We start from the raw sequence: 22,310 nt of genomic DNA, 5'->3' as shown, positions 1-22,310 counted from the left end.
GGGGAACTTAGTTCTTCGGCTTTTTTGTGTTGGAATTATCATATGTGCTGAAAATTGACGATATATGTCGTTTGGCTTGTATTGTGTTGAGTTTGGACAGTAAATAGTGCACGTTGGATCGTATTTTTAGAATTTGGACAGTATTCTACTCCAAACCGACAGTAAACAGGGAGTTTTGGACAGTAAATGGTGTTGATGAAAATAAAGACTAAATAATAGATAGAAATTTCCAATATTCTCGGTAAAAATAGAACCAATTATTTACACCCCTCCCATATACAGTTATAATTTTCAGAATGGAGCCAAAAATATGAAAAGGATATACAAAATGAGGCTGCTTATAAATGTATAAGGTGAAAGGAGAATACAATGAAATTTTTCCGATTTGAAAAAGAAGTAGGTTTTCCAATCAAACAATTCGATTCCAAAGAGGCACATTACATAAAGGTATGGAGAAGCAAGCAGGAAAACAATGTGGGATTTATACAAATAGATGCTGGCGGAGTGGTGGGATATCATCAGGCAACCGTGCAGCAGTTGTTCATTGTAGTTCAAGGGGAAGGCTGGGTAACTGGAACAGACAGAGAAAAAATCTCTATAAAAAGTGGAGAAGGAGTCATGTGGGAAGAGGGAGAATGGCATGAATCAGGTAGTGAGAACGGGATGCTTGCTATAGTTATAGAGTCAGAGTCAATTGACCCCTCCCTTCTTCAAGAAAAATAAACAACAAGATAAAGGAGTGCATAACAATGCAAGCAATCATCTTTGATATGGACGGAACACTTTTTCAAACAGATAGAATACTAGAGTTGGCTTTGGATGATACATTCGAGCTGTTAGTGGAAATGAATATTTGGGAGAAAGAAAAGTCTACTCCCATTGATACATATAGAAGTATTATGGGAGTACCACTGCCTGTAGTATGGGAAAATCTTTTACCTTCCCATTCACTTGAAGTAAGGAACGCGGCAAACCAGATTTTTCATGAAAAGTTAATCAATAATATTAAGAATGGCAATGGGGCTCTGTATCCAAAAGTTCAAGAAACACTAGAGTACTTTAAGAAGCAAAATATTGAACTTTATATAGCAAGCAATGGTGAAACGCCTTATCTTCGTGCAATAGTGGAACAGTTTAATTTGACGCAGTGGATAACAGAGGTTTTTAGTATCGACCAAATGGAGTCTTTGGACAAAACAAAGCTTGTAGAGGAGATAGTGAGAAAATATTCCATTCAACACGGTGCGGTTGTTGGGGACCGACTATCGGATATAAAGGCCGCAAAAGGAAATGGATTGATGGCAATAGGATGCAGGTTTGACTTTGCGAAAGAAGAAGAACTTGCACAAGCCGATTTGGTAATTAGTAGTTTTGAAGAGTTGAAAGGTGTATTAGTTGCTAAAGAAGTGAGGTAATTATCGGAAATTGGAACCTTTTCCCTATAAAACCGTAGAACAAGGCAAAGTGATATCCTAAAGAAAACAAGGGTGATTTATATGGAAACCGAAAAAATTAAAAAAGAATTATTCAGTTGGGGAAAGGCTTGCGTAATCGGCCTCTTTTTCGCGTTTCTTGTCAGCGCATTGGTTGTGCAGCCGTTTTCCGTAAAAGGGAGCTCGATGGAACCGACATTGGATGGGGAGGATATCTGGAGCAACAAGGATGATGGTGATAAAGTATTAATCTTTAAAAGTGGGTACATGGTTGGAATTGATCCAACATACAATGATATCGTTGTCATCGACAGTCGGGTGGAGCGACAAAGAAGCTTGACGGATAATTTTAAAGAAAGTCCATTGGTAAACGCTTTGTTAAATGAAACACAAGGAAAGAACTACTGGATTAAAAGAGTAATTGGTGTAGAGGGAGATAAGTTGGAATATCGAGGAGGAACCGTTTATCGCAACGGGGAAGCACTTGAGGAAGAGTACATACAAGAAGAAATGCTATACCCGTTTGAGGAAGTGACAGTTCCGGAAGGCCATGTTTTTGTGATGGGGGATAACCGTAATGACAGCAGGGACAGCCGTGAGATTGGCTCTATTCCAAAAGAAAATGTGATGGGAAAAGTGGTGCTGAGGTATTACCCATTCAATCGGGTGGATACAGTTGAATAATACGAATATGGAAAACTACTTTAACAATTTAACAGATACTTTTACTCAGAAGGAAGAGTTAACGAATATAAGAGATTACATTCAAGGTGAGGTAGAAAAACGCGTGGAAGGGTCAACCGAATGAAATTAAGAAACATAAAAGACGAAGACTTTCTACATATATCCACGAACCTTAATACATGGTGGGGCGGCAGGGACATGGTAGACATGCTGCCACGATTATTCATTCATCATTTTAAAAACATGAGTTTTATAATAGAAGAAAACAAAGAGACAATTGGATTTGTGATAGGCTTCGTTTCTCCATCAAATCCAGGACAAGCATACATACATTTTGTGGGGGTAAACCCCAAGTCGCGTAAGAAAAATATCGGAAAAACACTTTATGAACATTTTTTTCAGGCAGTTAAGGAAAAAGGGTGTAAAGAAGTGTGTTGTGTAACATCGCCTGTCAATAACATCTCTATTAATTTTCATACAAGAATGGGATTTTCAATGAGGGATGGAGACAAGGTGATAAACGGTATTCCCATTCATAAGGACTACGACGGGATTGGGCAGGATCGGGTGGTATTCAAAAAAATATTGTAGGAGAAAGTGGGATGTATAAAATGGATGTCGTTTTCCATACAGAAAAAGCAGTTTTCAACTACAGAGTGGCAGGTATCTGGATACAGGACGGCCGTATCCTCCTTCACAGAGCAAGCGAAGACAAAATCTGGTCCCTTCCAGGTGGAAGAGTAGAGATGAATGAAGCATCTCCACTCAGCCTGCAACGAGAATTTAAAGAAGAACTGGGTTTATCCGTAAAAATTGAAAGGGTAGTTTGGATCGTTGAAAACTTCTTTGAATACCGTGAAAAGAAAGTGCATGAAATAGGCTTTTACTATCTCGTTTCAACTGAGGATAAACATGAACTTAGTAAAGGACCATTTCATGGGATGGAAGGGGAAAGGTTGGTTTATGAGTGGGTACCAATATCTGAGCTAGAAGATGTAGTATTATACCCTGAATACTTGAAAAAAGCGCTACAGGATATACCTCAAACCACCGGGCATCTGATTGTAACCAACTGAATCACAGGATATTATCCATAATTATGGACATCATATATCTAAAAGAGATATGAGGAGTTAACCATGATTCTGCTAATGAAGATATTGACGATATACATAATTACGATAGCCATCATGAGATTAATGGGGAAGTCCACTATTGTACAGATGACCCCCTATGACCTGGTAGCCATTATTATTGTGGGAACTGTGGCATCAGAACCGCTAATCAGTACAGAATACTTACCTACGCTCGGTGCTCTTGCTGTGCTCGTTACCATACACATAATATTTTCCAAACTAACCCTTTGGCAATGGGGCAATCGTTTCTTTCTGGGAGAACCGACCATCCTTATTAAGCACGGACAAATAGTAGAGGATAATATGGAAAAAACCATGGTGTCCATCGCACAGCTTCTTTCCATCCTAAGAAGTAAAGGGTATCCGAAAATCTCTGACATTGACTATGCCATTTTAGAACCGATTGGGGAGATAAGCATCATTCCAAAGCCTGAAAACACCCCTGTGACGGTACAACATCTTGAAATATCTATTGATGATGAGGGATTACCAATTTCGGTTATCATTGATGGGAAAATTCAAGATAAGAATCTAAAGTTGCTGGACAGACCCAAAGAGTGGCTGCTAGACCATTTAACAATCCGACAAATCGACGTGAAGGATATCCTCTACGCCTATGTTAATGAGAAAACAAAGAAATTGATCATTAATAAACGAAATAACATACAAAATTAGGCGTGACTTTCAAAACGGCATCCATTATAATGTAAGTATCTTCAAACAGAAGGAGTTTGTTTTATGGAAAAGGTAGTTCTTAACTAAACGTAATCAAATACGTGCGATATGAGGAAAAAGTTCGATAATGTCGAGCTCTGTTTGACTATGCTTTTTTTCTCATAGCGGAATGTTAAGAACACGGGTTTGCGCCTGCTCCATAAAATGATAGTTACAGCATGAGTATAGGTATTTTTCTACTTATCGTGCATTTACATTTTAAAACTACCATTCAAAACGCAAAGGACGAGTGTTGTTCTTTGTGTTTTTTTATATGCTTAAATTTTTTTCACCCTGCTCTTAACATTTCCTCGCACGGTTTTAGTGACTGCATTCAATAAACTGCTTACTAATTACTAGGAGGAAAATACAGTGAACAACGAAACAATGCAGGCTTTACAATTTACAGATTTAAAGAAAGACGTCGCATCTTTTGCAATATCAGAGCCAGGGAAAAACGCTGTCATGGCATTAGAACCATCCATTAATAAAAGACAGATTGAAGCATGGTTACACGAAGTGACAGAAGGAATAAAGATACTTGCCATTAGTTCAAGCGTACCAATTCACGGCCTGCAAGGCATTGACTATATCCTGAAAAATCTTCACAAGGGAATTGCATTCAGACCAGACCAGCTGATTGAACTACATGATTTTCTAGATACCATTGAAAAGCTCAAACGTTTTATGAAAGACAAGGAGTACGTAGCACCAGTCATCACCAGCTATATTTACTCTGTATCGGAGCTTTCACATGTAATGGAAGAAATAATCCGTTGCATAAGAAATGGAAGGGTGGACGATTACGCAAGCAAGGAACTGCTAAAAGTAAGAAAGCAGATATCTACCTTGGAGGAGCGCATCAAGAATCGTATCGAGCAGCTAGTAAAATCGACAAAGTACAGTAAGTATCTTCAGGAAAACCTTGTTAGTACCAGAAACGGTAGATATGTCATTCCAGTCAAAAAAGAATACAAAAATAATATTAAGGGTTCGGTTCTGGATGTTTCTGCTTCCGGATCCACTGTGTACATGGAGCCAGAAGAAATCAGCATTATTCAGGACTCCATCAGTATGTTGAAGTTTCAAGAGGAAGCAGAGGAGGAGCAAATACTGTTTACTCTTACTGGTTTAGTCCAGGAGCATGAAAAAGAAATCAAATTGGCGATGGATTTGATGGTCAGCTATGATGTGATTTTTGCCAAGGCAAAGCACAGCTTATTATTAAATGGCACAGCACCGCAGATAAATGAACACCATGTAATACGATTGGAAGGTGCTAGACATCCGTTACTTGGAAAAAATGCAGTGCCTTTAAATTTGGTTATCGGTGAAGATTACGATGCGCTTGTCATTACAGGTCCTAATACCGGAGGAAAAACAGTCACGATTAAAACGGTTGGACTTCTAACGCTGATGGCCCAATGTGGCATGCACATTCCTGCTGAAAAAGGCAGCGAAATAGCAATCTTCCATAAGGTTTTGGTTGATATAGGAGACGGACAAAGTATTGAACAGTCTTTAAGTACTTTTTCATCTAGAGTGAAAAACATTATTGGAATTTTAGCTGAGTCTACACCGCAGACATTGGTGCTGTTAGACGAACTTGGTTCAGGAACAGACCCGGCAGAAGGGATGGGACTTGCAACTTCTATTTTAGAAGAGCTATATAATAAAGGAACAACGATGTTGGCCACCACCCACTATAGTGAAATTAAGGAATTTGCCAATGATCAGGAAGGCTTCTGTAATGGCTCCATGGAATTCAATGTGGATACCCTTAAGCCGACTTATCGTCTTATTGTCGGAAAAGGTGGAGATAGTCAAGCCTTTGCTATTGCTTTACGCCTTGGCATGCATCCTAAGTTAATCGAACGGGCACATGAAATTACCTATAAAGAAACAAAAGATTACACAGATAAATCGGATAAACCAAGGCATGAGCTCGACAGACAACTAGCGATGAATCAGAAGTATGTGAGAAAAATGAAACATCCAGAACGAGAAAAAGCAAAACAAGATATTATTTTTAAGAAGGGGGACAATGTTAAGATTCCTTCAATCAATGAGTTTGGTATCGTTTATAATGCTGCTAATGAAAAGGGAGATGTGCAAGTGATGGTAAAAGGACGTCTGGAAACATATAACCATAAGCGACTTTCCCTCTACATTAAAGCGGAAGATTTATATACGGAAGACTATGATATGGATATCGTCTTTGAATCAAAAGAAAACCGTAAGCTTCGTAATAAAATGAAGAAACGCCATATAGATGAGGTTATCTTAGAGGAGTCAGACGACTGATATTTAGGGGATGTAAAGCGTACGTAAACATTGTTTAATTGATGTGAATTATTGGTAAAATAGCTTCTTTTTGTTCGGATTTCTTGTATGATTACCCTTGTAGTCCACTAAAACAAGCATAGCTCAAGGAGGAAGTTCAATCATGAAAAAAATGTTACAGGCTTTATCATCTTCCGTATTATTATTAGCTCTTGCCACTGGATGCGCTGCAGAGAATGAAGAAATGAACAACAACGAAACGAACATGGAACAAAATGAAACGAATACTGGGGAAACAAACGAAGAATAGGTTCAGTGAATGATAGTATCTGGGAGTAGCGACTCTATTAATGAGAGTCGTTCTGCTTCTGGGTGTTTTTAAATTATTTGATGGTGATTTGGATAGAAAAATTGGAAAAAAGATACCGAATAGTGTTCAAAAACGTGCTTTTTCATGTGTTTCAAAATGGTTCGGTCAAATAACAGAGCTGTTCGGACATTTCAACGATGAAATAGTGGTGGGTTCGGACATGTACTGGCGGTGTTCGGTCACTTTTAAGCGAAGTTTGGACATTTAGATTTTTGGTTCGGACAAAAATTCAAAAACTTCGGTCAACTTTGGAGAAACTTCGGTCAAGAATGCGAAATATTCGGTCAACTTCACAAAAACTTCGGACATTTACCATGATTGAGCTTATACGCCTGTAATAGGGGACACTTTCATGGCACATTGGAACAATCCAACCCAATTCAAACAGCATCCACATCATTCAGTCAACGCAACCTAACCTGAAGAAACCAAAAAACCACCGCGACCGAAAGTCCTCAAACTCTCGATCACAGTGGTCTATCCAAAAATCAAATTTAGTTTACAATCGCCAATGAAAACGCTTGTGGACCTTGAGGAACATTATATGCCTGAATCTCAATCGTATATGTCCCACTTTGTGGTGCATTAATAAACACATTCTCTACGTTATTACGGCCGTCCCAATTGTTATTGTAAGGAGCCGTAAAGTCGTTTCCGACATACTGCGTTCCATTTGGAGCAGTGATTACCAAGTCAAGGTCATTCACCAGCGTGATAGAAGCGGATGTGCTTGCAGGAGCATCGGACCAAACTAGAGAAATTTTAAGTGGCTTACCTGCAGTTGCTGTAAAGGAATAAGTTGCCTTTTGGCTTGTGGACAGAGAGGTTGTCTCGTTCACAAATGTTGTGTTTAAAGACTTATCTAATGTTACACGTCCCCAACCTTGGTTGTTGTTCGGGAAGCCAAGACCCACATCCGTTGCACCAGCAATCAAAGCTGCCTTCAATAGGGATGGCTTAGGTGTGATGCCTCTGTTTTTGATAAAATGCTCTCGTAATTGTGCTACGTTTCCGGCAACAATTGGTGTTGCCATGGAAGTTCCGCCCATGTACGCATATTTGCTGTCATGATTTGCCCAGAAAGAAGAATCCGGAGCAAGGGAAGAACGTGCTGATAAAATATATGTTCCCGGTGCCATTACGTCTGGCTTGATACGACCATCACGAGTTGGACCACGAGAGGAGAACTGTGCAACATGATTGATATTGTCCGCATAAGATCCAAAGCTTGGACGCAAGTTTTCTGTTGCTCCGACAGTAATGGCGTTTTTCGCGGTACCTGGTGCATTAATAGTACTGCTGCCTGGCCCTTCATTCCCAGCTGCGAAAAGAACCGCCATATCATTATTACGAACATAATCATCCACGTTTCTAGAATCGGTCGTGTAAGCACCGTTTACGGCAGCACCCCATGAGTTCGTATGAATCCTTGCTCCAGCACTGTACGCTTGGCTGAACAATGTACTCAGGTTAGCTGGAAGGCCTCCCAATCCGCCGCTGCTATCCATAATAGATTGAAATACTAAGTTCGCTTGTGGTGCCATTCCTTTATTGCTTGTCCCATTTCCAAGAACAGATCCCGCTACGTGAGTACCGTGACCATTAGTATCGTTGGAATTATTTGTTCTTCCTAGGGCATATAATGCAGTTATTTTACCGCGGAAAGCTTCGTGCATGGAGCTGTCGTTACGGCCAGTATCAAGTCCTGTATCTGCAACGGCAACTGTTTGACCTTGCCCATATAAACCATAGCTGCTCTGGGCAACATCCGCTTTAACAATCCCTCTCGCGACATCATTCAACACGGTGTATTCAGGTCTTGGGGAAATATAGAGTACGTTATTGTTTGTAGCATATTCGATAACATCCCCAATACCTTTGAAGTTCATTTCTTTATTGTTTTGTTTAGCGTCAAGTGCGATAGCCTTTACTAAAGCAGAGGCACCTTTAGTAAACAACAGTGGGTCAATCTTATAAAGAGGCAAGTACGGCTCTACTGACTCTAGATGAGCAATGCCGTTAGTCGCTTTTACAACATCCCCTTTGTATTCCACAATGTATGCATAGTCTGGTATGTAATCTACAATAGTTGCACCAGTAGACTCCAGTTCTTTTTTCGTTTCTTCTAAAATAGGACCATCAAACTGCACAATGTAAAGGCTATTGTCTTTTGGGACTTCCTTTAACTTCTTTTGCAAGCCTTTTGGAATTTTCACATTTTCTGTATCTGCTAGAAAAGAAGCTTCACCAATCTTTCCGTTTTTAGAAACTGCTTGCTTCTCTGTAATCTGGCTAACTCCTTTGAAATCTAGTTCAAAGTTGCTTGCTCCCCCAGTTGATGGACTGCTTAGTGCAACAGTTGATAGAATGGTTGCAGCTGATAAAACGGATAAAAACACTTTCTTCGATTGACCCTTTTTCTTCATCCTAATGCTCATCTCCTCTCAATTGGTAACACAAGAATAATTTAACACAATAAAGGAAGAATTAATATTGGGAAAATTCAGAACAAAAGACTGATATAATAGCAGAAAAAAACATCTAGTTTCCCAATGGAAAAGATTTGTAGATTTACTATCATAAGTTAAATAAGAGCCTCAAGCACCTATATGGTAAAATATACATAAAACAGTTACATCAAAATAAAAGGGGATTTTGAAATATGCATAAGATCATGCTTATTGAAGACGATAGGCAATTAAGTGAGCTTATAGGAAGCCATCTGGAGAGGTATGGCTACAATATACATAAGCCTATAGACCTCCAGCATATTATGGAGAGTTTCACCGAAGTTCAGCCTGACCTGGTTTTATTAGATATAAATCTACCATATTATGACGGCTATTTTTTATGCAGAAGCATCCGTCAGGAATCGACTGTCCCTATTATCATCATTTCTGCAAGAAGTACCGAGATGGACCAAATTTTGGCGATGGAACTAGGAGCGGATGACTACATAACTAAGCCATTTACATTCGAATTACTATATACAAAAGTAAAGGCGACGATAAGACGGGTGTACGGAGAATACGCAGTAACAGATACAGGTGAATTAACTATAGCTGGCTTGAAACTGGATAGTCAAACGCTTGCAGTTCATTATGAAGGGAATAAACAAGAGTTGAGTAAAAATGAATACATATTGTTGAAAAAATTAATAGAACAGCGCAATACCTATATTTCTAGAGAAACACTGATAGAAGCTGTGTGGGACTCGTTAACTTTTGTTGATGATAATACGTTGACAGTTAATATGACGCGAATCAAACAAAAACTATCATCTATTGGACTACCCAATGTCATTGCAAGTAAAAGAGGCGTGGGCTATATCCTGAATGTGTCGTCCCAAATAGGCAAAAAAAATGAGTAAGAGAATACTAAAAAGGTTTCTTAAAGATAGGGGTCTACTCATTTCGTTCTATCTATTTAATATGGGTTCTGTCATCAGTTTTTTTCACCTGAGTGAGTCTGCCAATACGGAGATACTATATCCTTTATCCATAGGTTTTTTTCTTCTGCTTGTTTACCTCCTCATTGACGGATATTGCTATTACCAGGTAAATAGAGCGATAGAGTATCAGCAAGCTGAATTCAATATATACACAGAAGAACAAAGGGCATTTTATAAGTGGATTAAGAAACTATCTCATGAACATTCCAGGGTTAAAAATGAACAGAACGAAAAAAATAAAGAAAGGTTGTATTTCTTATCCCACTGGATGCACCACCTCAAAACTCCAGTATCAGTCATGGATTTAATTATACAGAATGAGAAGAAGTTACAAGGGGAACGAGAAGTCTTCCAAAAGTTACACCATGAAAATAAACGACTACATTCAGCCATTGAACAAGGATTGACCATGATTCGAATGGACAGCTTTGAGAATGATTTGGACATAAAATCTACTGACCTTCTCTCATCATTGCGAAAGTTGATCAATAACCGAAAAAGTGAGTTTATCTATCAATCTGCTTTCCCAGTTCTGGATAGTAAGAAAGAAGCTGCTTTCATTATTACCGATCAAAAATGGAACGAAGCCATGCTTGATCAAATCATTTCCAATGCCATTAAATATTCTGGTGGAGAAGAAGGAAGTAAAAAGATAATATTTTATGTAAAACAAGAAGAAGAGGTTACCCTTCTTTCTATTAAAGATGAAGGGGTTGGGATCCCTCCATACGATTTGGAAAGGGTGTTTGAAGCATTTTTCACAGGGGAAAACGGACGGGAATATCAGAACTCATCGGGTATAGGGCTTTACCTTTGCAAAAGAATAGCAGACCGGCTGAACCACCGACTTACAATAGAATCTGAAGTGTCAAAAGGAACAACCGTAACGATTCGATACCTTACAAAAGTGTAAGGTATTTTTCATATTGTTCTAAGGCAGATGTATCGGCTACTCATTAAAATTAAGATATAGATGGTATTAGCTTACATCCCAATTTACTTGAGGAGGATTTTTTATAGTGGAAACAATTTTAGAAGCCAGTAAATTAGTTAAAATATATGGGGATGCCGGTGCGGAAGGAGCAACAACTGCCGTTGATGGCGTCAATCTTACTATAAAAAAAGGGGAATTCATCGCCATCATGGGGCCGTCCGGAAGCGGGAAAACAACATTGCTTCATATGATGAGTGGAATTGACACCCCTACATCCGGAGAGGTACATATTGCAGGAAAAGAACTTGGTGAAATGAATGAGGGGGAGTTAGCCCTTTTCAGAAGAAAACAACTCGGCTTTGTTTTCCAAGAATTCAATTTGCTAGATAGTCTGACAGTAAAGGAAAACATGCTTGTGCCGATGGTGTTGGAAAAGAAATCAGTAGGGGAAATGGAGGAAAAGGTTAAGGGATTGTCTGAGCTGTTTGGCATTAAAGAGATTCTAAACAAATATCCCTTTACTATTTCAGGTGGGCAGCAGCAAAGGACTGCAGTCAGCCGTGCATTAGTGAATGATCCAACCATTATTTTCGCAGACGAACCCACCGGTAATTTGGATTCCAAATCTTCCACGGTTATTATGGAGTGCTTTGAAAAAATTGTTGCTGAGCTAAATACGACAGTAGTGGTGGTAACGCATGATGTATTCGCTGCAAGCTATTGCCGCAAGGTTGTCTTTATTAAAGACGGAAAAATAGATTCCTATATAGTAAGAAAAGGGAACAGAAAAGAATTTTTAAACCAAATAATGGACAATCTTGCCGTCTTGGGAGGGAGGAGCCATGACATTTAATCAATTGGTTTGGAAAATGGCAAAGGGAAATAGGGGCAAATACTTATTTTATTATCTGTGTAACAGCTTTGCGGTGTTGTTCTTTTTTATGTATTCCACGATTTATTTTAATCAAGCGATTGAGAAGGTTAAGGAAAGCGAGAGTATAGGCGATGTACTTATAATACCAGGTGTTGGCCTTGTAGTATTTACAGTATTTTTCATCACGTATGCCCATCGTATTTTTACCAGGAGACGAAAGAAAGAGTTTGGCCTTCTGATGACACTAGGGATGTCAAAGTGGGATATAACCAGACTACTGTTAATGGAAAATGCTTTGATTGCCGTTGCTTCCATTGTTACTGGAATTGTATCTGGGATGGTGTTTTCTCGGTTACTATTCCTGCTTTTTATAAACATAGCCGGGTTAGGGGAGATCCCATTTAATCTTTCTGTAGAAATGTTTTTTTATTCAATCTTTGCCTACCTTTGTATATTTCTTTTTTCTGTCCTTATCACTCTCTATCTGACACTTACAAGGACATTATCCCAATCTATGAAAAGCGATCGAGTGGCAGACACAATCAAGCATCGGAGTCCTGTATTCGGTTTGCTGGGAATACTCATGGTGAGCGGAAGTGCTGTGTTGCTTTACTGTACTTTTTCCATGCCATCCATGTCGCAAGGTGCCGGTGGTTACCTTCTCATGAGTACCTTAGGCATACTAATGGGTCTTTATGTAGCACTATCTCAAGGAATGAGTTTCTTAATGAAGTTAGCAAGGAAGCATAAACCTTATTATTACAGTGAGCTCTTAACTTTAAGTAGTTTGGAATATAAATTCAAACAACTAACAGCCATCATGCTTCTTGTGACAATTATGAGCATGGTTACTATCTTTTTTAGCACGACCATATTAATTATCAGCTCCATGGGAGAGCAGCAGGTGATGGATAATCATCCATATGATATAGCATATGTGGAAACGGAAACAAAAAATAAACTCTCCAAAGAAGAATTGTACGAAATAGTGAATGAACCTGAAAACCCGGTCAAAAAACATGACATGGTGGAAATGTACATTTACTATCAGGATGATCCCTACATGGATGATGCTTATTACAACCATACCTTTATGCAAGTTTCTGATTTTAATAAGATTATGGGAACCAATGAAACGCTCAATAAGGAGCAGTTTATTGATTGGATTAATATGGATCCAAAAGCTACTTCCGGGGATAGTATATATGATAACGGTCTTGAAATTAAAGATGGAGAGGACCGGTTTAAATATTCACTTAAAAAAACTATTATTGATAAGCAATTAAACCTTCATCGATATACACCTTATTCTATTTTGGTAATAAATGATACGGTGTTTCAACAGTTAAGCAAGGATCTTATTGGTGATAAAGTTAAGATGAATCTTTTAAACTTTGCCGACTGGAAACTAACTGAAGCAATTTCAGAGGACTTGGAAAACAGGTTGAAGGAAATCAACAAATCAACCCCGCCTTTGAAAAGTGTACGAGAGGTTTATGATGTGGAAGAAACAAAACAGATACTAAAGCCTATATCCAAAGTGGTAGATTATAATCACATTAGAAGCTCGTCGAGAACTATGTTCTTTGTCACCACCTTCATCAGCATCCTTTTCTTCTTTGGGGCCTTCATCCTATTATACCTTAACATTTTCTCAAACACGGAAGAGGAGAAGGTCAAGTATAGAAAGCTATTTAAAATTGGGATAACTAAAGTAGAAATTAAGAAACTTGTTTCAATGGAAATGAGTGTGCTATTCTTCTTTGCACCGCTATTAGGTTGTAGCTTGGCATTTGTTTATGTTATTTCCTTTGCACAGGATGTTAGTGGAATCATGGAGAATCCACAATTTCTTGTTCATTTTGCCAGCATTTCAGGAGTTTACTTATTAATACAGATGGTGTATTACTTTTATTCGAGGAAAAAGATGTTACGTGAGTTAGATATATAAGCAATGGCAGGGTTAATTCTATAACGAATTAAGCCTGTTTTGTTATTGGATAGGGAGTAATTTATACAAGCAATCTATTTGACTTGTTTGGACTTAATTGGGAAATAAGTATTGAGTTAATAACTTTGATTTGAAATAATTGGTACAAGTAAAAGATTAAGTATGCGAACTTCTGGGAGGGAATTATGGATATCACAAAATTTAACGCCATTATCAATGAGCTTTTTCCTAGAGAATTATTAGAAGAATTCGAAGACGATTTCGGGTTTACCAATACTTCCAATAACTCAATTAAGACGATTGGATTTTCAACCAACCTTTCAGTTGAAGTGATTGAACAGGCAAAAGCCGCAAAGGTAGACTTAATCATAACCCACCATGATGCATGGGATTTTATCTATGGATTGAAAGATGAATGTATTCAGAGGTTAGAAGATTATAACATCAGTCATTTCTGGATACATGGTCCACTAGACTACATTGAGTTCGGTACGTGTACTTCATTAATAAATAAAATTGGTATTGAAAATATCATACGTTTTTCCGAGTACAAGCATTCTAGTATACCTGGTATAGGTGAGTTTAACGAAGCTAAAAGTTTCGAACAACTTGTAGAAATAATGAGAACGGAACTGGACGAGCCTGTAAGAGCGTGGAAAAACCATGAGAACAAGATAAAGAAAGTAGGTGTATTGACTGGAGCAGGACATTCAACTGATCAAATTAAATTTGCCTTGGAACAAGGGTGCGATACATACATAACTGGAGAGGCAAGTTTATATACCATTCAATATGCTAATTTTTTAGGTGTAAATCTACTTGTTGGAAGCCATACCTTTACGGAGATATTTGGTGTGGAGAGTTTGGGATTAAAGATACAAGAATTAGCTAGAAATATTTCCTTAATTAAATTAGAGGAAAAGCATTTTGAGTTAAATCATTCATAAGAACTTCTTCATGAAAAACGCTCAAATCAGAGCGTTTTCACTGTTAAAAGTCATATTCATCAATAATCTTGTTAGTAATCAAATCATATCCCTTTTCATTAGGATGCAAGGAATCACTGAAATACTCCTTTGACTTTTCCTTGAAGAGATCATTGGTGGAAATAAATTTTATTTGTTTATAATCATCGATCATCTTTTGGCTATTATCATTCCATTCAACAATGATATTTTCATGTGCAGCAGAATCTGGATAAGAATTGTATAGCCCGAGAAATAATATCGGCACATCTTTGTTTTCTTGACGAATTGTCTTAAGAATTTCTTGAACATTCTTCTCGTATTCTACAGCGCCTTTTTTGATTTTTTTTTCATTCATTCCTTTTAAGTCACCACCATTGCTTTGAATTAAATCATTGGTGCCAATAAAGAGAATGATATAATCAGCGTTGCGAATATCCCTTTGAATGTTAGTAAGCTTCACTTGCTTTACAACACCATCTGATTCTTGTCCAGGGATACCATAGTTTTTCACTTTAACGTTTGCTTCTTTTTCTTCTTGGATTAGCTTCTCTAAATTATCCACATATCCTTCACCGGACTTGTCACCGACTCCATATGTTAAAGAGTCACCCAGTGTGACCATAGTTTTTGGTGAATGATCAAGTACATTTGTTTTTGATTCTTCTTGATAGCCACTATAAAAACCCGCCCCGATAAGCGCAACCACAATTAAGGCGGAAGCATAGATAATAGTTTTCTTCATAGGTGAACCTCCCTCAATGTTGTAGTAGTTCCCTATAACAAAAATGTTAAAACAGTTTGTTTGGAACTTTTTCCTTATCAGATTCGTTTATTTGTATAGGAACATTTAAAAAAGGGGGGAAGGTCGTGAGTTATAAAAGAACAATTTCGTTTGGCTTGGCTATTCTATTTTTCTTCATCGCCACTTTTGCATCATGGTATGAAGGGAGCGAGTTGGTAGATAACTCGTATGAATGGAAACACACTGCAGTTTTTACTTCATGGATCCATGAGGGGGAGGTGGAACGAGAAACTATATCTCAATTAGACTATTTCGTGTACTCTATTAAATTTAAGCCGATTTTTCCAGTTATCATGATGGTAAGCTTTATCTATATGGTCTTCACATTAGGAATTAATGTGCTCAAGTCAGCAACAAAACGAAATTTGTTTGTAAGTGTTTTGGGTGTAGTCTTACTCATTGGAGCAGGAGTAATCTCGAGTTCTCCGACTTCTGGTGCTAAGGTCTTTATCCTTTCATTATTAGTAGTAGGGTTCTTTCTATTAGGTTCTGCGGCCTTCCATCATTTTAGAAAAGTACAACTAGACTGAAATGAAAAGTGCCCTCCCAAAAGGGGAAGAGCACTATCTTCATATCAATACCTATTGCCGTTCTTATCAACATAAACCGATTTTACAATCGTCCGTTCAAAGGAATTGCCATTTTTGGTGGTTCCTTTTACATCTAACGTAATGGTGTAGACGCCTTCATCTTTAAAATCGACGTCTACCTTACCTTTATTGGCAACCTTCATCCCGAAGTCTGCTTTCACCTTGCCATCTTTATTAATTTTCACATCTACAATCATATTTTTTACTTTTTGCCCTTTATTTTTCAGTTCAAATGTGGCATCTTCCAATACAACCTCTTCATTAAGATCTGTGTGGAAGCCAACGGTCAATAAATAGGCAGCTTTATCCTTCTTCGCTTTTACTGTCCACTGTCCTTGTTCAGGTGAGGTTATTTGGAACGTATGGTGGTGTCCGCCTTTAAAAATTTCCTGATCGATGGAATGGGCAAAATTTGTATATACCTTTCCGGACGGACTAATAACTTCCATATCTTTCGTTTGCTTGTCGCTCAGCCAATCTAGGTCAATTTTTTGTACATTTTCCTCCACTGTAAAGGTTTGTTTCACTTCATTCTGGAACTGACCGCCTCGATGAAGTGCACTTATGTTGATTGGCTCCTGTTCCATTGGTTCGACTGTTGCAGCGGCCTCGGCAAGTGCAAAACCGGAAGTTTGAGTAGTTGTAAGGTATGGACGGAAGTATTGGAACGTACCACCTTCACGCACTGTGGTATGATTCCAGTTGCTTACTCTGACTTGTGTGCTATAGGTTAAACGGGAGTTATTGACGGTAACTGCACCATCGTTAGATCCATAAGAACTTAAGTATAATCCGCCCCAATAAAGAGCAGATCCGAACCCGCCCCAGCTGGTTCCTGCTAAAGTATAGATTTTATTACGGTTTCTATTTGCATGATTATCCATTTGAGGACGGTAGCTATTCATATAACCAGTTTGAAGTGAGTAGGTTGCATCATTTTTACTTCCAAGAATACTTGCAAGCCAGCTTGCCCAGCCACTGTAAGCGAGGTCTGCAAGCTGTGAACCGTAATGAGGGGTGGATAGCGTGATGAGATTAGAAACATAAGGATGCGCTCCATAGTGAACAAGGGCGTTTTGTGCATCAATGCCGCCTTTGCTATGCGCAACAATCACGATCTTCTTTTGGTTGAAATGATTGGAAATATCACGGATTCGACTATTGACGATGGCCCCATTGTCCCACATGTTTTTATCAGGATGAACATCAATAAACGCCGTCTCATATCCGTTATTCAAGGCTGTTTGATACATATTATTGTTTTCCCACCAAGTCTTTGAAGAGCTGTTAATTCCGTGAACAAATACAAGAACCGGTTTGTTTGGATCGACGTTACTAGGTGAATCACCAACGTACCACTGACCGGGCACACCATCAGGATTGTCTTTGCCACCTATCGATCCGGCATTCACGGATACTGGTATAACTAGCAATGCTACTAACAATAAAATCACCAACCTTCTCATTTCAACACTCCTTTTGAATAAATTAGGAGATATCTCCCCATCTATTCTATCGGAAAAGGGAACGCTTTCAGAATAGGTTTTACCAAAATGAGCGGAAGGACTTGGAATCGTCATAATATTACTAGGAAAAAAGATTCATATTCGACAGAAAGTAGCAGGGTTTTTAGGATATTGAAAGAATACTATGGAGTGGAGTATAGGCGTATTCAACAAATTAACTTACAACAAAAGAGGGTTGCAAATGATTTTTATTTTATGGGCATTACTATGTATAACTTCAATAGGGAGTATATATGGCATTGCCGCAGCCAGTACAACTTCAGAGCTGATAGCAAGCATTATTTTTCTAGTTATTAGTGTGATTGGACTGTTTGCGAGCATTCATTACTATATGAAAAGAAGCAAAAAGCGAAACCGAAGTGACGGAGGGTGTGATTGTTACTATTGTGATATTCCACTTCCAGGGTCTTCAGGAAAAGCTAGTGGGTTGGATTGCACAGACTGTGACTGCAATCCATTTAATTAAGGGTAAAGAAAGATGAATGATTATATTCATGCAGTTATCACTTTGCGTTTTTTTCCCTGTCATAAAAGAAAAGATCGTTCACTTGTCATATGGGGTAGGCAGTTCCCTATGTGCTACAGATGTATGTCCATATTGCTAGGCTACCTGGCTGTGGTTCCATTACTATGGCTTGCGGCTGAAGTTTCGTTTTTCAAGTTGGTTCTATTCGGTATACTACTGAACATCCCGATGGTTGTGGATGGTTACTCACAGCTAAGAGGCTTGAGAATGAGCAACAATTTCCTTCGATCCTTTACTGGGTTAATCAGTGGCATGGGTATGTCATGCATCATCGTAGCAGGTTCTTTTCAGTTTCAGCGAGCGATTAAAGGTTTTGCTAATCTTATAGATTTTTTTATGGCCTGAGTATAGGCAGTTTATTAGAAATGGAGAAATGAACATGAAAACAGTAGGGCGAGCTTTCGTTTACTTACTAGGTTGTGTAGTGGTTCTAATTATAAGTTTTTTCCTCTATAGCTTAATAGGTTATCTTCAATACTTGGCTTTTGTACCTGAGGATTATATAATATGGATATTTAAATACCCTGCCTCCAGATTTATGATCATTATTGCTCTCTATTTATACCTTATATTCCTTTACTTTTTTTATAGAAAACATAGGGAGAAAACTAAGGTTACTAGAAAGCGTAAAGTGTTGCGGATCAGCTTCATCATAACTAATATTATTGGTTTTTATATTATCTTCTCATCGGTAACAGTAATAACAGATCAGAAAATCATTGACCATTCATTCCTACATCCACAAGGGAAGGAGTATGACTTTCATGATGTGGTCAAGATAGATGCTGGTATCCGTGGTGCCAGGTATTACATTCCCTTCACACACCATAAAGGGGATTTTTATTATAAGATCGAGCTCACTGATGGAAAGAAAATAGATTTGAATGATGAAGCTGGCGGTTATGAAGATGAAGATCAACATCCAAGCTTTATTTTGAATAAACTTGATGCCCGTTTAATTGAGATGGGGATAACTAAAGAATCAAGCATGGAGAATTTTCATTACACCTCAGAAAGTTTGGGCAGGATGTATACAGACCAAATAAAGAGTATATTGGAGAGAAAATAAGGCATTGCGCGTAGCAATGCCTATTTGCATGTGAACTTTATAAGGCTCCATAAGCTGGTTTTTTCTATTACAGCAGTTCCTCCCTCTTCCATACAAGCTTCCATCTGAGTTGGAATGCTTTGCGAATGGTAATGCATTTGAGCAAGCCTTCCAAAAGATAAAACGATAATGATAAGACTAAAAAATGTAATCCCTTTAATCACTCTTTTATTTACTTTAGAGAATTCTAGATCTGTCTTTTTATTTTTATTGCCAAATTTATAATTGCCAGAGTAGTATGGATTGATTTCTTTGTAAAAAAGAAGGTTCTGGAAGACTATAACAAGCAGTATCGCCATTATAAATACTGAACGGTGCAGGGGGATAACCATCAAAAGTGCAAGTAACGGAAGTGCATTTGCAAAAAGTATGTAAACCTTTTTCGTGGCATTTTTTGATACTTGTTGAAGCATTTCATCATCTTCCAATATCTCACCAGGTTTGTAAAAAATAAAAAAGTACAGTCTTTCTCTAGGGTTCTCCCGATTATGTTTTCTATATCTATAATAAAATGCAATATAGAAAGAGATAAGTAACAAGGTACTCACGAAGAATAATTGAATGGACATTATATTCCAATTAAAAGAAGTCTCTGATCCGTTTACCACGAAAAAAGCATCAAAATTGTGTATCATTAGATCAATTAGCTGGACAGTGCTAAATGTTAATGGCATCAAAAGAATGCAAAATGCGATTGTCCAAAGTGGCAGCTGAATCCGTAAATCATTTTTCATATTCCTCATCCTCTCCTTCTAACCAAAATAATTCATCCACCGTTACCTTCAGATACTTAGCAATCCTTAACGACAAAGCGATGGACGGTGAGAATTCCCCTTTTTCAATAAAACCAATTGTTTGCCTCGTTACCCCGACTAAACTACCCAGTTCAGATTGAGAAAAGCCATGACGAGCCCTTAACTCCTTCACTCGATTACAAAGCATATGGTTCTCCTTTATGTTAACTTTTATTTACTTAATGTAAAGTATTATTAACATATTGTCAATGATACTTAACCTGTGTTTCATTAAAAAACAGTACAAGAGGTATCTTGTACTGTAATTGATTTACTATGAAAATTGGATAACGCTGTTCACTACCTCTTTAAGCATATCGATGGAACCCAAAACATCCTCTTTATTCTCAAGACTATGATCTCCGTTTTTTATTAAAAGTGTTCTTAATGCTGGATTAGACTTTAGGTTTGCAAATCGCTCTTCCCGGTAGCAGAAATCATTGTCCCCAATGATACAAAGGGCATTATTTTCATTCTGTAACATAGCTAGGTATACCTCATCTTTATGTAGCAATGGAGTGAGCCATATTAGATGTGCTTGTTTGTAAGCTGGATGTTCTATCAGGCTTGACAATGCTATAGTACCAATTGATTTTCCTATCATTACACATTGGTCATAGTCTTTATGTTTCAGGGTTTCCTCTAAAGTAAGTAGAACATTAGCAGTAAATCCATTTGCATCAAAAGGGTTAAGTTCCTTTTCGCTAAACCGATAATTGACCTGAAGAACATCATACCCTTTATTGAAATAGTGTCCTGAGGAATAATGCAACAATGGTCCTTGAGAAGTGTAACCTGCTCCTGGTAATATGATGGCAAGTTTTGTAGAGGTCTCTTTTTGTTTCAAAAAATTAGTAGGAAATACTTTGACTTCTGATTTCTGATTTTCTACTATCATCGTTTCACCCCATATGTAAGTTTTAGAGAATTATATCATGTATAATAGCAAATTAGGTAAAAAAATCCTTTTATATAGGTTGTTATTGGTATTTAATGCTAAAATAAGTTAATAAAATTGATATAAGGAGACGACGAAAATACGCTAACGGTAATAAAGGAGACTTGATAATGTTTAATGGAATTATTCTTGCAATATTAGTAGTTTTGTTTTCCGTTCTTTTCGGTAGCATGGGGATGGAAATCATGCTTTACACTTTTCTTATTGCCTCTATGTGTTTTAACATTTATATAGTAGTACAATTAAAAAAAGTTAAAAATGAAGTAGAAAAATTCAACTCAATGAGATAAGTTGAAAACAAACAAGGGGAGAAACAAAATGAAAATTAAAATTGATGATGTTACACACCCAACTGTCATTGCTTTCGTTGAGGAGCATATGAGAAATTTAAATCTGCTCTCGCCACCAGAAAGCAACCATTATTTGGACTTAGATGCCTTGAGAAAACCGGATGTTACTTTTTGGAGTGTGTGGGAAGGGGAAGAAGTTATTGGATGTGGAGCTTTGAAGGAATTGGATGCCATGAGCGGTGAGGTTAAATCTATGCGTACGTCATCGAATCACTTAAGAAAGGGTATTGGAAGACAGATTCTTCAAGCCATTATTGATAAGGCAAATGAACGCGGGTATCAGAATTTATATCTTGAAACAGGATCAATGGATGCCTTTTATCCCGCACAAAAATTATATAAAAGTTTTGGATTTGAGTTTTGTAAGCCGTTTGCTGATTACGTAGAGGATCCTAATTGTGTTTTTATGAAAATCGATTTAAGAGGAAAGGACTTATAACGGGAGCTGCCTAAGGGGACATGTCGCTTTTTGTCGGTTCGCATGTATTTGCTGATTTTTGGACAGTAAGTGACCTTACTTCGATTGTATTTCTGAATTTCCGACAGTATTTGATGTAGTTTGGATTGTAAATAGGGAGTATTGGACAGTAAATTGTAAAAGGTGTATTGTTCGTAATATTAGGTTCATTGAATTTTACCTTTTTCTTAGGATGATTGCTGTTTAAGTTAATTTCTTCCTTTTATTACCTCTTGTACGACCGTTTATCAGTTAATTGTCGCAGTTCGGGCTGATAGAGCGGTTCTCTCCGCCCGTCTCCCGGTTAGCTAAAGCAGTTTGGGCTAATAGAGTGGTTCTCTCCGCCCGTCTCCCGGTTAATTGTCGCAGTTTGGGCTAATAGAGCGGTTCTCTCCGCCCGT

General features: G+C 37.9%; 26 protein-coding genes. 20 read left to right on the top strand and 6 right to left on the bottom strand.

The window, feature by feature from the left end:
* Window positions 1–369 precede the first annotated feature (369 nt).
* From AAV98_RS15275 to AAV98_RS20345, 9 genes are all read left to right on the top strand, one after another.
* On the top strand, window positions 370–723 hold the full coding sequence (locus tag AAV98_RS15275; protein ID WP_060666415.1) for a cupin domain-containing protein: 354 nt from the start codon (window positions 370–372) through the stop codon (window positions 721–723).
* A 26-nt stretch (window positions 724–749) separates the two neighbouring features.
* Window positions 750–1,415, top strand: a complete 666-nt coding sequence (locus tag AAV98_RS15270; protein ID WP_060666414.1) for an HAD hydrolase-like protein — start codon at window positions 750–752, stop codon at window positions 1,413–1,415.
* Window positions 1,416–1,496: 81 nt separating this feature from the next.
* Window positions 1,497–2,117, top strand: a complete 621-nt coding sequence (lepB, locus tag AAV98_RS15265; RefSeq protein ID WP_060666413.1) for a signal peptidase I — start codon at window positions 1,497–1,499, stop codon at window positions 2,115–2,117.
* Window positions 2,110–2,241 (top strand): hypothetical protein, encoded by a 132-nt coding sequence (locus AAV98_RS20840; RefSeq protein ID WP_269433475.1) that lies wholly within the window; start codon window positions 2,110–2,112, stop codon window positions 2,239–2,241. Before lepB ends, AAV98_RS20840 begins: the two co-directional genes overlap by 8 nt.
* Complete coding sequence (locus AAV98_RS15260; RefSeq protein ID WP_060666412.1) at window positions 2,238–2,708, top strand: GNAT family N-acetyltransferase; 471 nt, start codon at window positions 2,238–2,240, stop codon at window positions 2,706–2,708. The genes AAV98_RS20840 and AAV98_RS15260 overlap by 4 nt, the downstream gene beginning before the upstream one ends.
* 11 nt (window positions 2,709–2,719) lie before the next feature.
* Complete coding sequence (locus tag AAV98_RS15255; RefSeq protein WP_231687753.1) at window positions 2,720–3,193, top strand: NUDIX hydrolase; 474 nt, start codon at window positions 2,720–2,722, stop codon at window positions 3,191–3,193.
* A gap of 63 nt (window positions 3,194–3,256) precedes the next feature.
* The gene (locus tag AAV98_RS15250) at window positions 3,257–3,928 is read left to right on the top strand and encodes a DUF421 domain-containing protein (RefSeq protein WP_060666411.1); all 672 of its coding nucleotides are present in this window, start codon (window positions 3,257–3,259) and stop codon (window positions 3,926–3,928) included.
* 411 nt (window positions 3,929–4,339) lie between these two features.
* A complete protein-coding gene (locus tag AAV98_RS15245; RefSeq protein WP_060666410.1) occupies window positions 4,340–6,271 on the top strand; it encodes an endonuclease MutS2 in 1,932 nt (643 codons plus the stop codon).
* Between the two features lie 142 nt (window positions 6,272–6,413).
* Entirely contained in the window at window positions 6,414–6,560 is a 147-nt protein-coding gene (locus tag AAV98_RS20345) for a hypothetical protein (RefSeq protein ID WP_156317806.1), read from the top strand.
* A gap of 554 nt (window positions 6,561–7,114) precedes the next feature.
* Here the strand turns inward: AAV98_RS20345 and AAV98_RS15235 are convergent.
* Window positions 7,115–9,046, bottom strand: a complete 1,932-nt coding sequence (locus AAV98_RS15235) for a S8 family serine peptidase (protein WP_060666408.1) — start codon at window positions 9,044–9,046, stop codon at window positions 7,115–7,117.
* 236 nt (window positions 9,047–9,282) lie between these two features.
* Between AAV98_RS15235 and AAV98_RS15230 the strand changes: the two genes are divergently transcribed.
* From AAV98_RS15230 to AAV98_RS15210, 5 genes are all read left to right on the top strand, one after another.
* On the top strand, window positions 9,283–9,990 hold the full coding sequence (locus AAV98_RS15230; RefSeq protein ID WP_060666407.1) for a response regulator transcription factor: 708 nt from the start codon (window positions 9,283–9,285) through the stop codon (window positions 9,988–9,990).
* Window positions 9,983–10,984, top strand: coding sequence for a sensor histidine kinase (locus AAV98_RS15225; protein ID WP_060666406.1), 1,002 nt, complete (start codon window positions 9,983–9,985; stop codon window positions 10,982–10,984). Before AAV98_RS15230 ends, AAV98_RS15225 begins: the two co-directional genes overlap by 8 nt.
* 106 nt (window positions 10,985–11,090) lie before the next feature.
* Window positions 11,091–11,858: an ABC transporter ATP-binding protein gene (locus AAV98_RS15220; protein WP_197284308.1), complete on the top strand. Its 768-nt coding sequence runs from the start codon at window positions 11,091–11,093 to the stop codon at window positions 11,856–11,858.
* On the top strand, window positions 11,848–13,830 hold the full coding sequence (locus AAV98_RS15215) for an FtsX-like permease family protein (protein ID WP_060666404.1): 1,983 nt from the start codon (window positions 11,848–11,850) through the stop codon (window positions 13,828–13,830). The genes AAV98_RS15220 and AAV98_RS15215 overlap by 11 nt, the downstream gene beginning before the upstream one ends.
* 185 nt (window positions 13,831–14,015) lie before the next feature.
* Window positions 14,016–14,777: a Nif3-like dinuclear metal center hexameric protein gene (locus AAV98_RS15210; RefSeq protein WP_060666403.1), complete on the top strand. Its 762-nt coding sequence runs from the start codon at window positions 14,016–14,018 to the stop codon at window positions 14,775–14,777.
* A gap of 43 nt (window positions 14,778–14,820) precedes the next feature.
* Here the strand turns inward: AAV98_RS15210 and AAV98_RS15205 are convergent, their stop codons facing one another.
* Window positions 14,821–15,540 (bottom strand): DUF459 domain-containing protein, encoded by a 720-nt coding sequence (locus AAV98_RS15205; protein WP_060666402.1) that lies wholly within the window; start codon window positions 15,538–15,540, stop codon window positions 14,821–14,823.
* A 125-nt stretch (window positions 15,541–15,665) separates the two neighbouring features.
* Between AAV98_RS15205 and AAV98_RS15200 the strand changes: the two genes are divergently transcribed.
* On the top strand, window positions 15,666–16,130 hold the full coding sequence (locus AAV98_RS15200) for a DUF4306 domain-containing protein (protein ID WP_060666401.1): 465 nt from the start codon (window positions 15,666–15,668) through the stop codon (window positions 16,128–16,130).
* Between the two features lie 44 nt (window positions 16,131–16,174).
* On the opposite strand, the gene AAV98_RS15195 is transcribed toward AAV98_RS15200, so the two are convergent.
* Entirely contained in the window at window positions 16,175–17,656 is a 1,482-nt protein-coding gene (locus tag AAV98_RS15195) for an esterase/lipase family protein (RefSeq protein WP_060666400.1), read from the bottom strand.
* Between the two features lie 241 nt (window positions 17,657–17,897).
* Between AAV98_RS15195 and AAV98_RS20340 the strand changes: the two genes are divergently transcribed.
* The 3 genes from AAV98_RS20340 to AAV98_RS15185 are packed head-to-tail and all read left to right on the top strand — an operon-like array spanning window position 17,898 to window position 19,311.
* Entirely contained in the window at window positions 17,898–18,182 is a 285-nt protein-coding gene (locus AAV98_RS20340) for a hypothetical protein (protein ID WP_156317804.1), read from the top strand.
* 12 nt (window positions 18,183–18,194) lie between these two features.
* Window positions 18,195–18,587 carry a DUF2085 domain-containing protein gene (locus AAV98_RS15190; protein ID WP_060666399.1) on the top strand — a complete coding sequence of 131 codons (393 nt, stop codon included), beginning with the start codon at window positions 18,195–18,197 and terminating at the stop codon, window positions 18,585–18,587.
* Window positions 18,588–18,621: 34 nt separating this feature from the next.
* The gene (locus AAV98_RS15185; RefSeq protein WP_060666398.1) at window positions 18,622–19,311 is read left to right on the top strand and encodes a hypothetical protein; all 690 of its coding nucleotides are present in this window, start codon (window positions 18,622–18,624) and stop codon (window positions 19,309–19,311) included.
* A gap of 20 nt (window positions 19,312–19,331) precedes the next feature.
* On the opposite strand, the gene AAV98_RS15180 is transcribed toward AAV98_RS15185, so the two are convergent.
* The 3 genes from AAV98_RS15180 to AAV98_RS15170 form a co-directional block, all read right to left on the bottom strand.
* Entirely contained in the window at window positions 19,332–20,084 is a 753-nt protein-coding gene (locus AAV98_RS15180) for a hypothetical protein (protein WP_060666397.1), read from the bottom strand.
* Window positions 20,074–20,292, bottom strand: a complete 219-nt coding sequence (locus AAV98_RS15175; protein WP_060666396.1) for a helix-turn-helix transcriptional regulator — start codon at window positions 20,290–20,292, stop codon at window positions 20,074–20,076. Before AAV98_RS15175 ends, AAV98_RS15180 begins: the two co-directional genes overlap by 11 nt.
* 126 nt (window positions 20,293–20,418) lie before the next feature.
* Entirely contained in the window at window positions 20,419–21,042 is a 624-nt protein-coding gene (locus tag AAV98_RS15170) for an alpha/beta family hydrolase (protein ID WP_060666395.1), read from the bottom strand.
* Between the two features lie 170 nt (window positions 21,043–21,212).
* Here AAV98_RS15170 and AAV98_RS15165 point away from each other — a divergent pair, with 170 nt between their 5' ends.
* Both AAV98_RS15165 and AAV98_RS15160 read left to right on the top strand, forming a co-directional pair.
* Window positions 21,213–21,392 (top strand): hypothetical protein, encoded by a 180-nt coding sequence (locus AAV98_RS15165; RefSeq protein ID WP_060666394.1) that lies wholly within the window; start codon window positions 21,213–21,215, stop codon window positions 21,390–21,392.
* A 28-nt stretch (window positions 21,393–21,420) separates the two neighbouring features.
* Entirely contained in the window at window positions 21,421–21,891 is a 471-nt protein-coding gene (locus tag AAV98_RS15160; RefSeq protein WP_060666393.1) for a GNAT family N-acetyltransferase, read from the top strand.
* The last annotated feature ends 419 nt before the right edge of the window (window positions 21,892–22,310 follow it).

This window comes from Bacillus sp. CHD6a (assembly GCF_001293645.1).
Classification (GTDB): Bacteria; Bacillota; Bacilli; order Bacillales; family Bacillaceae_I; genus Sutcliffiella_A.
The sequence above is the reverse complement of the archived record's forward strand: the minus strand, read 5'-3'. Positions and strand labels throughout refer to the sequence as shown.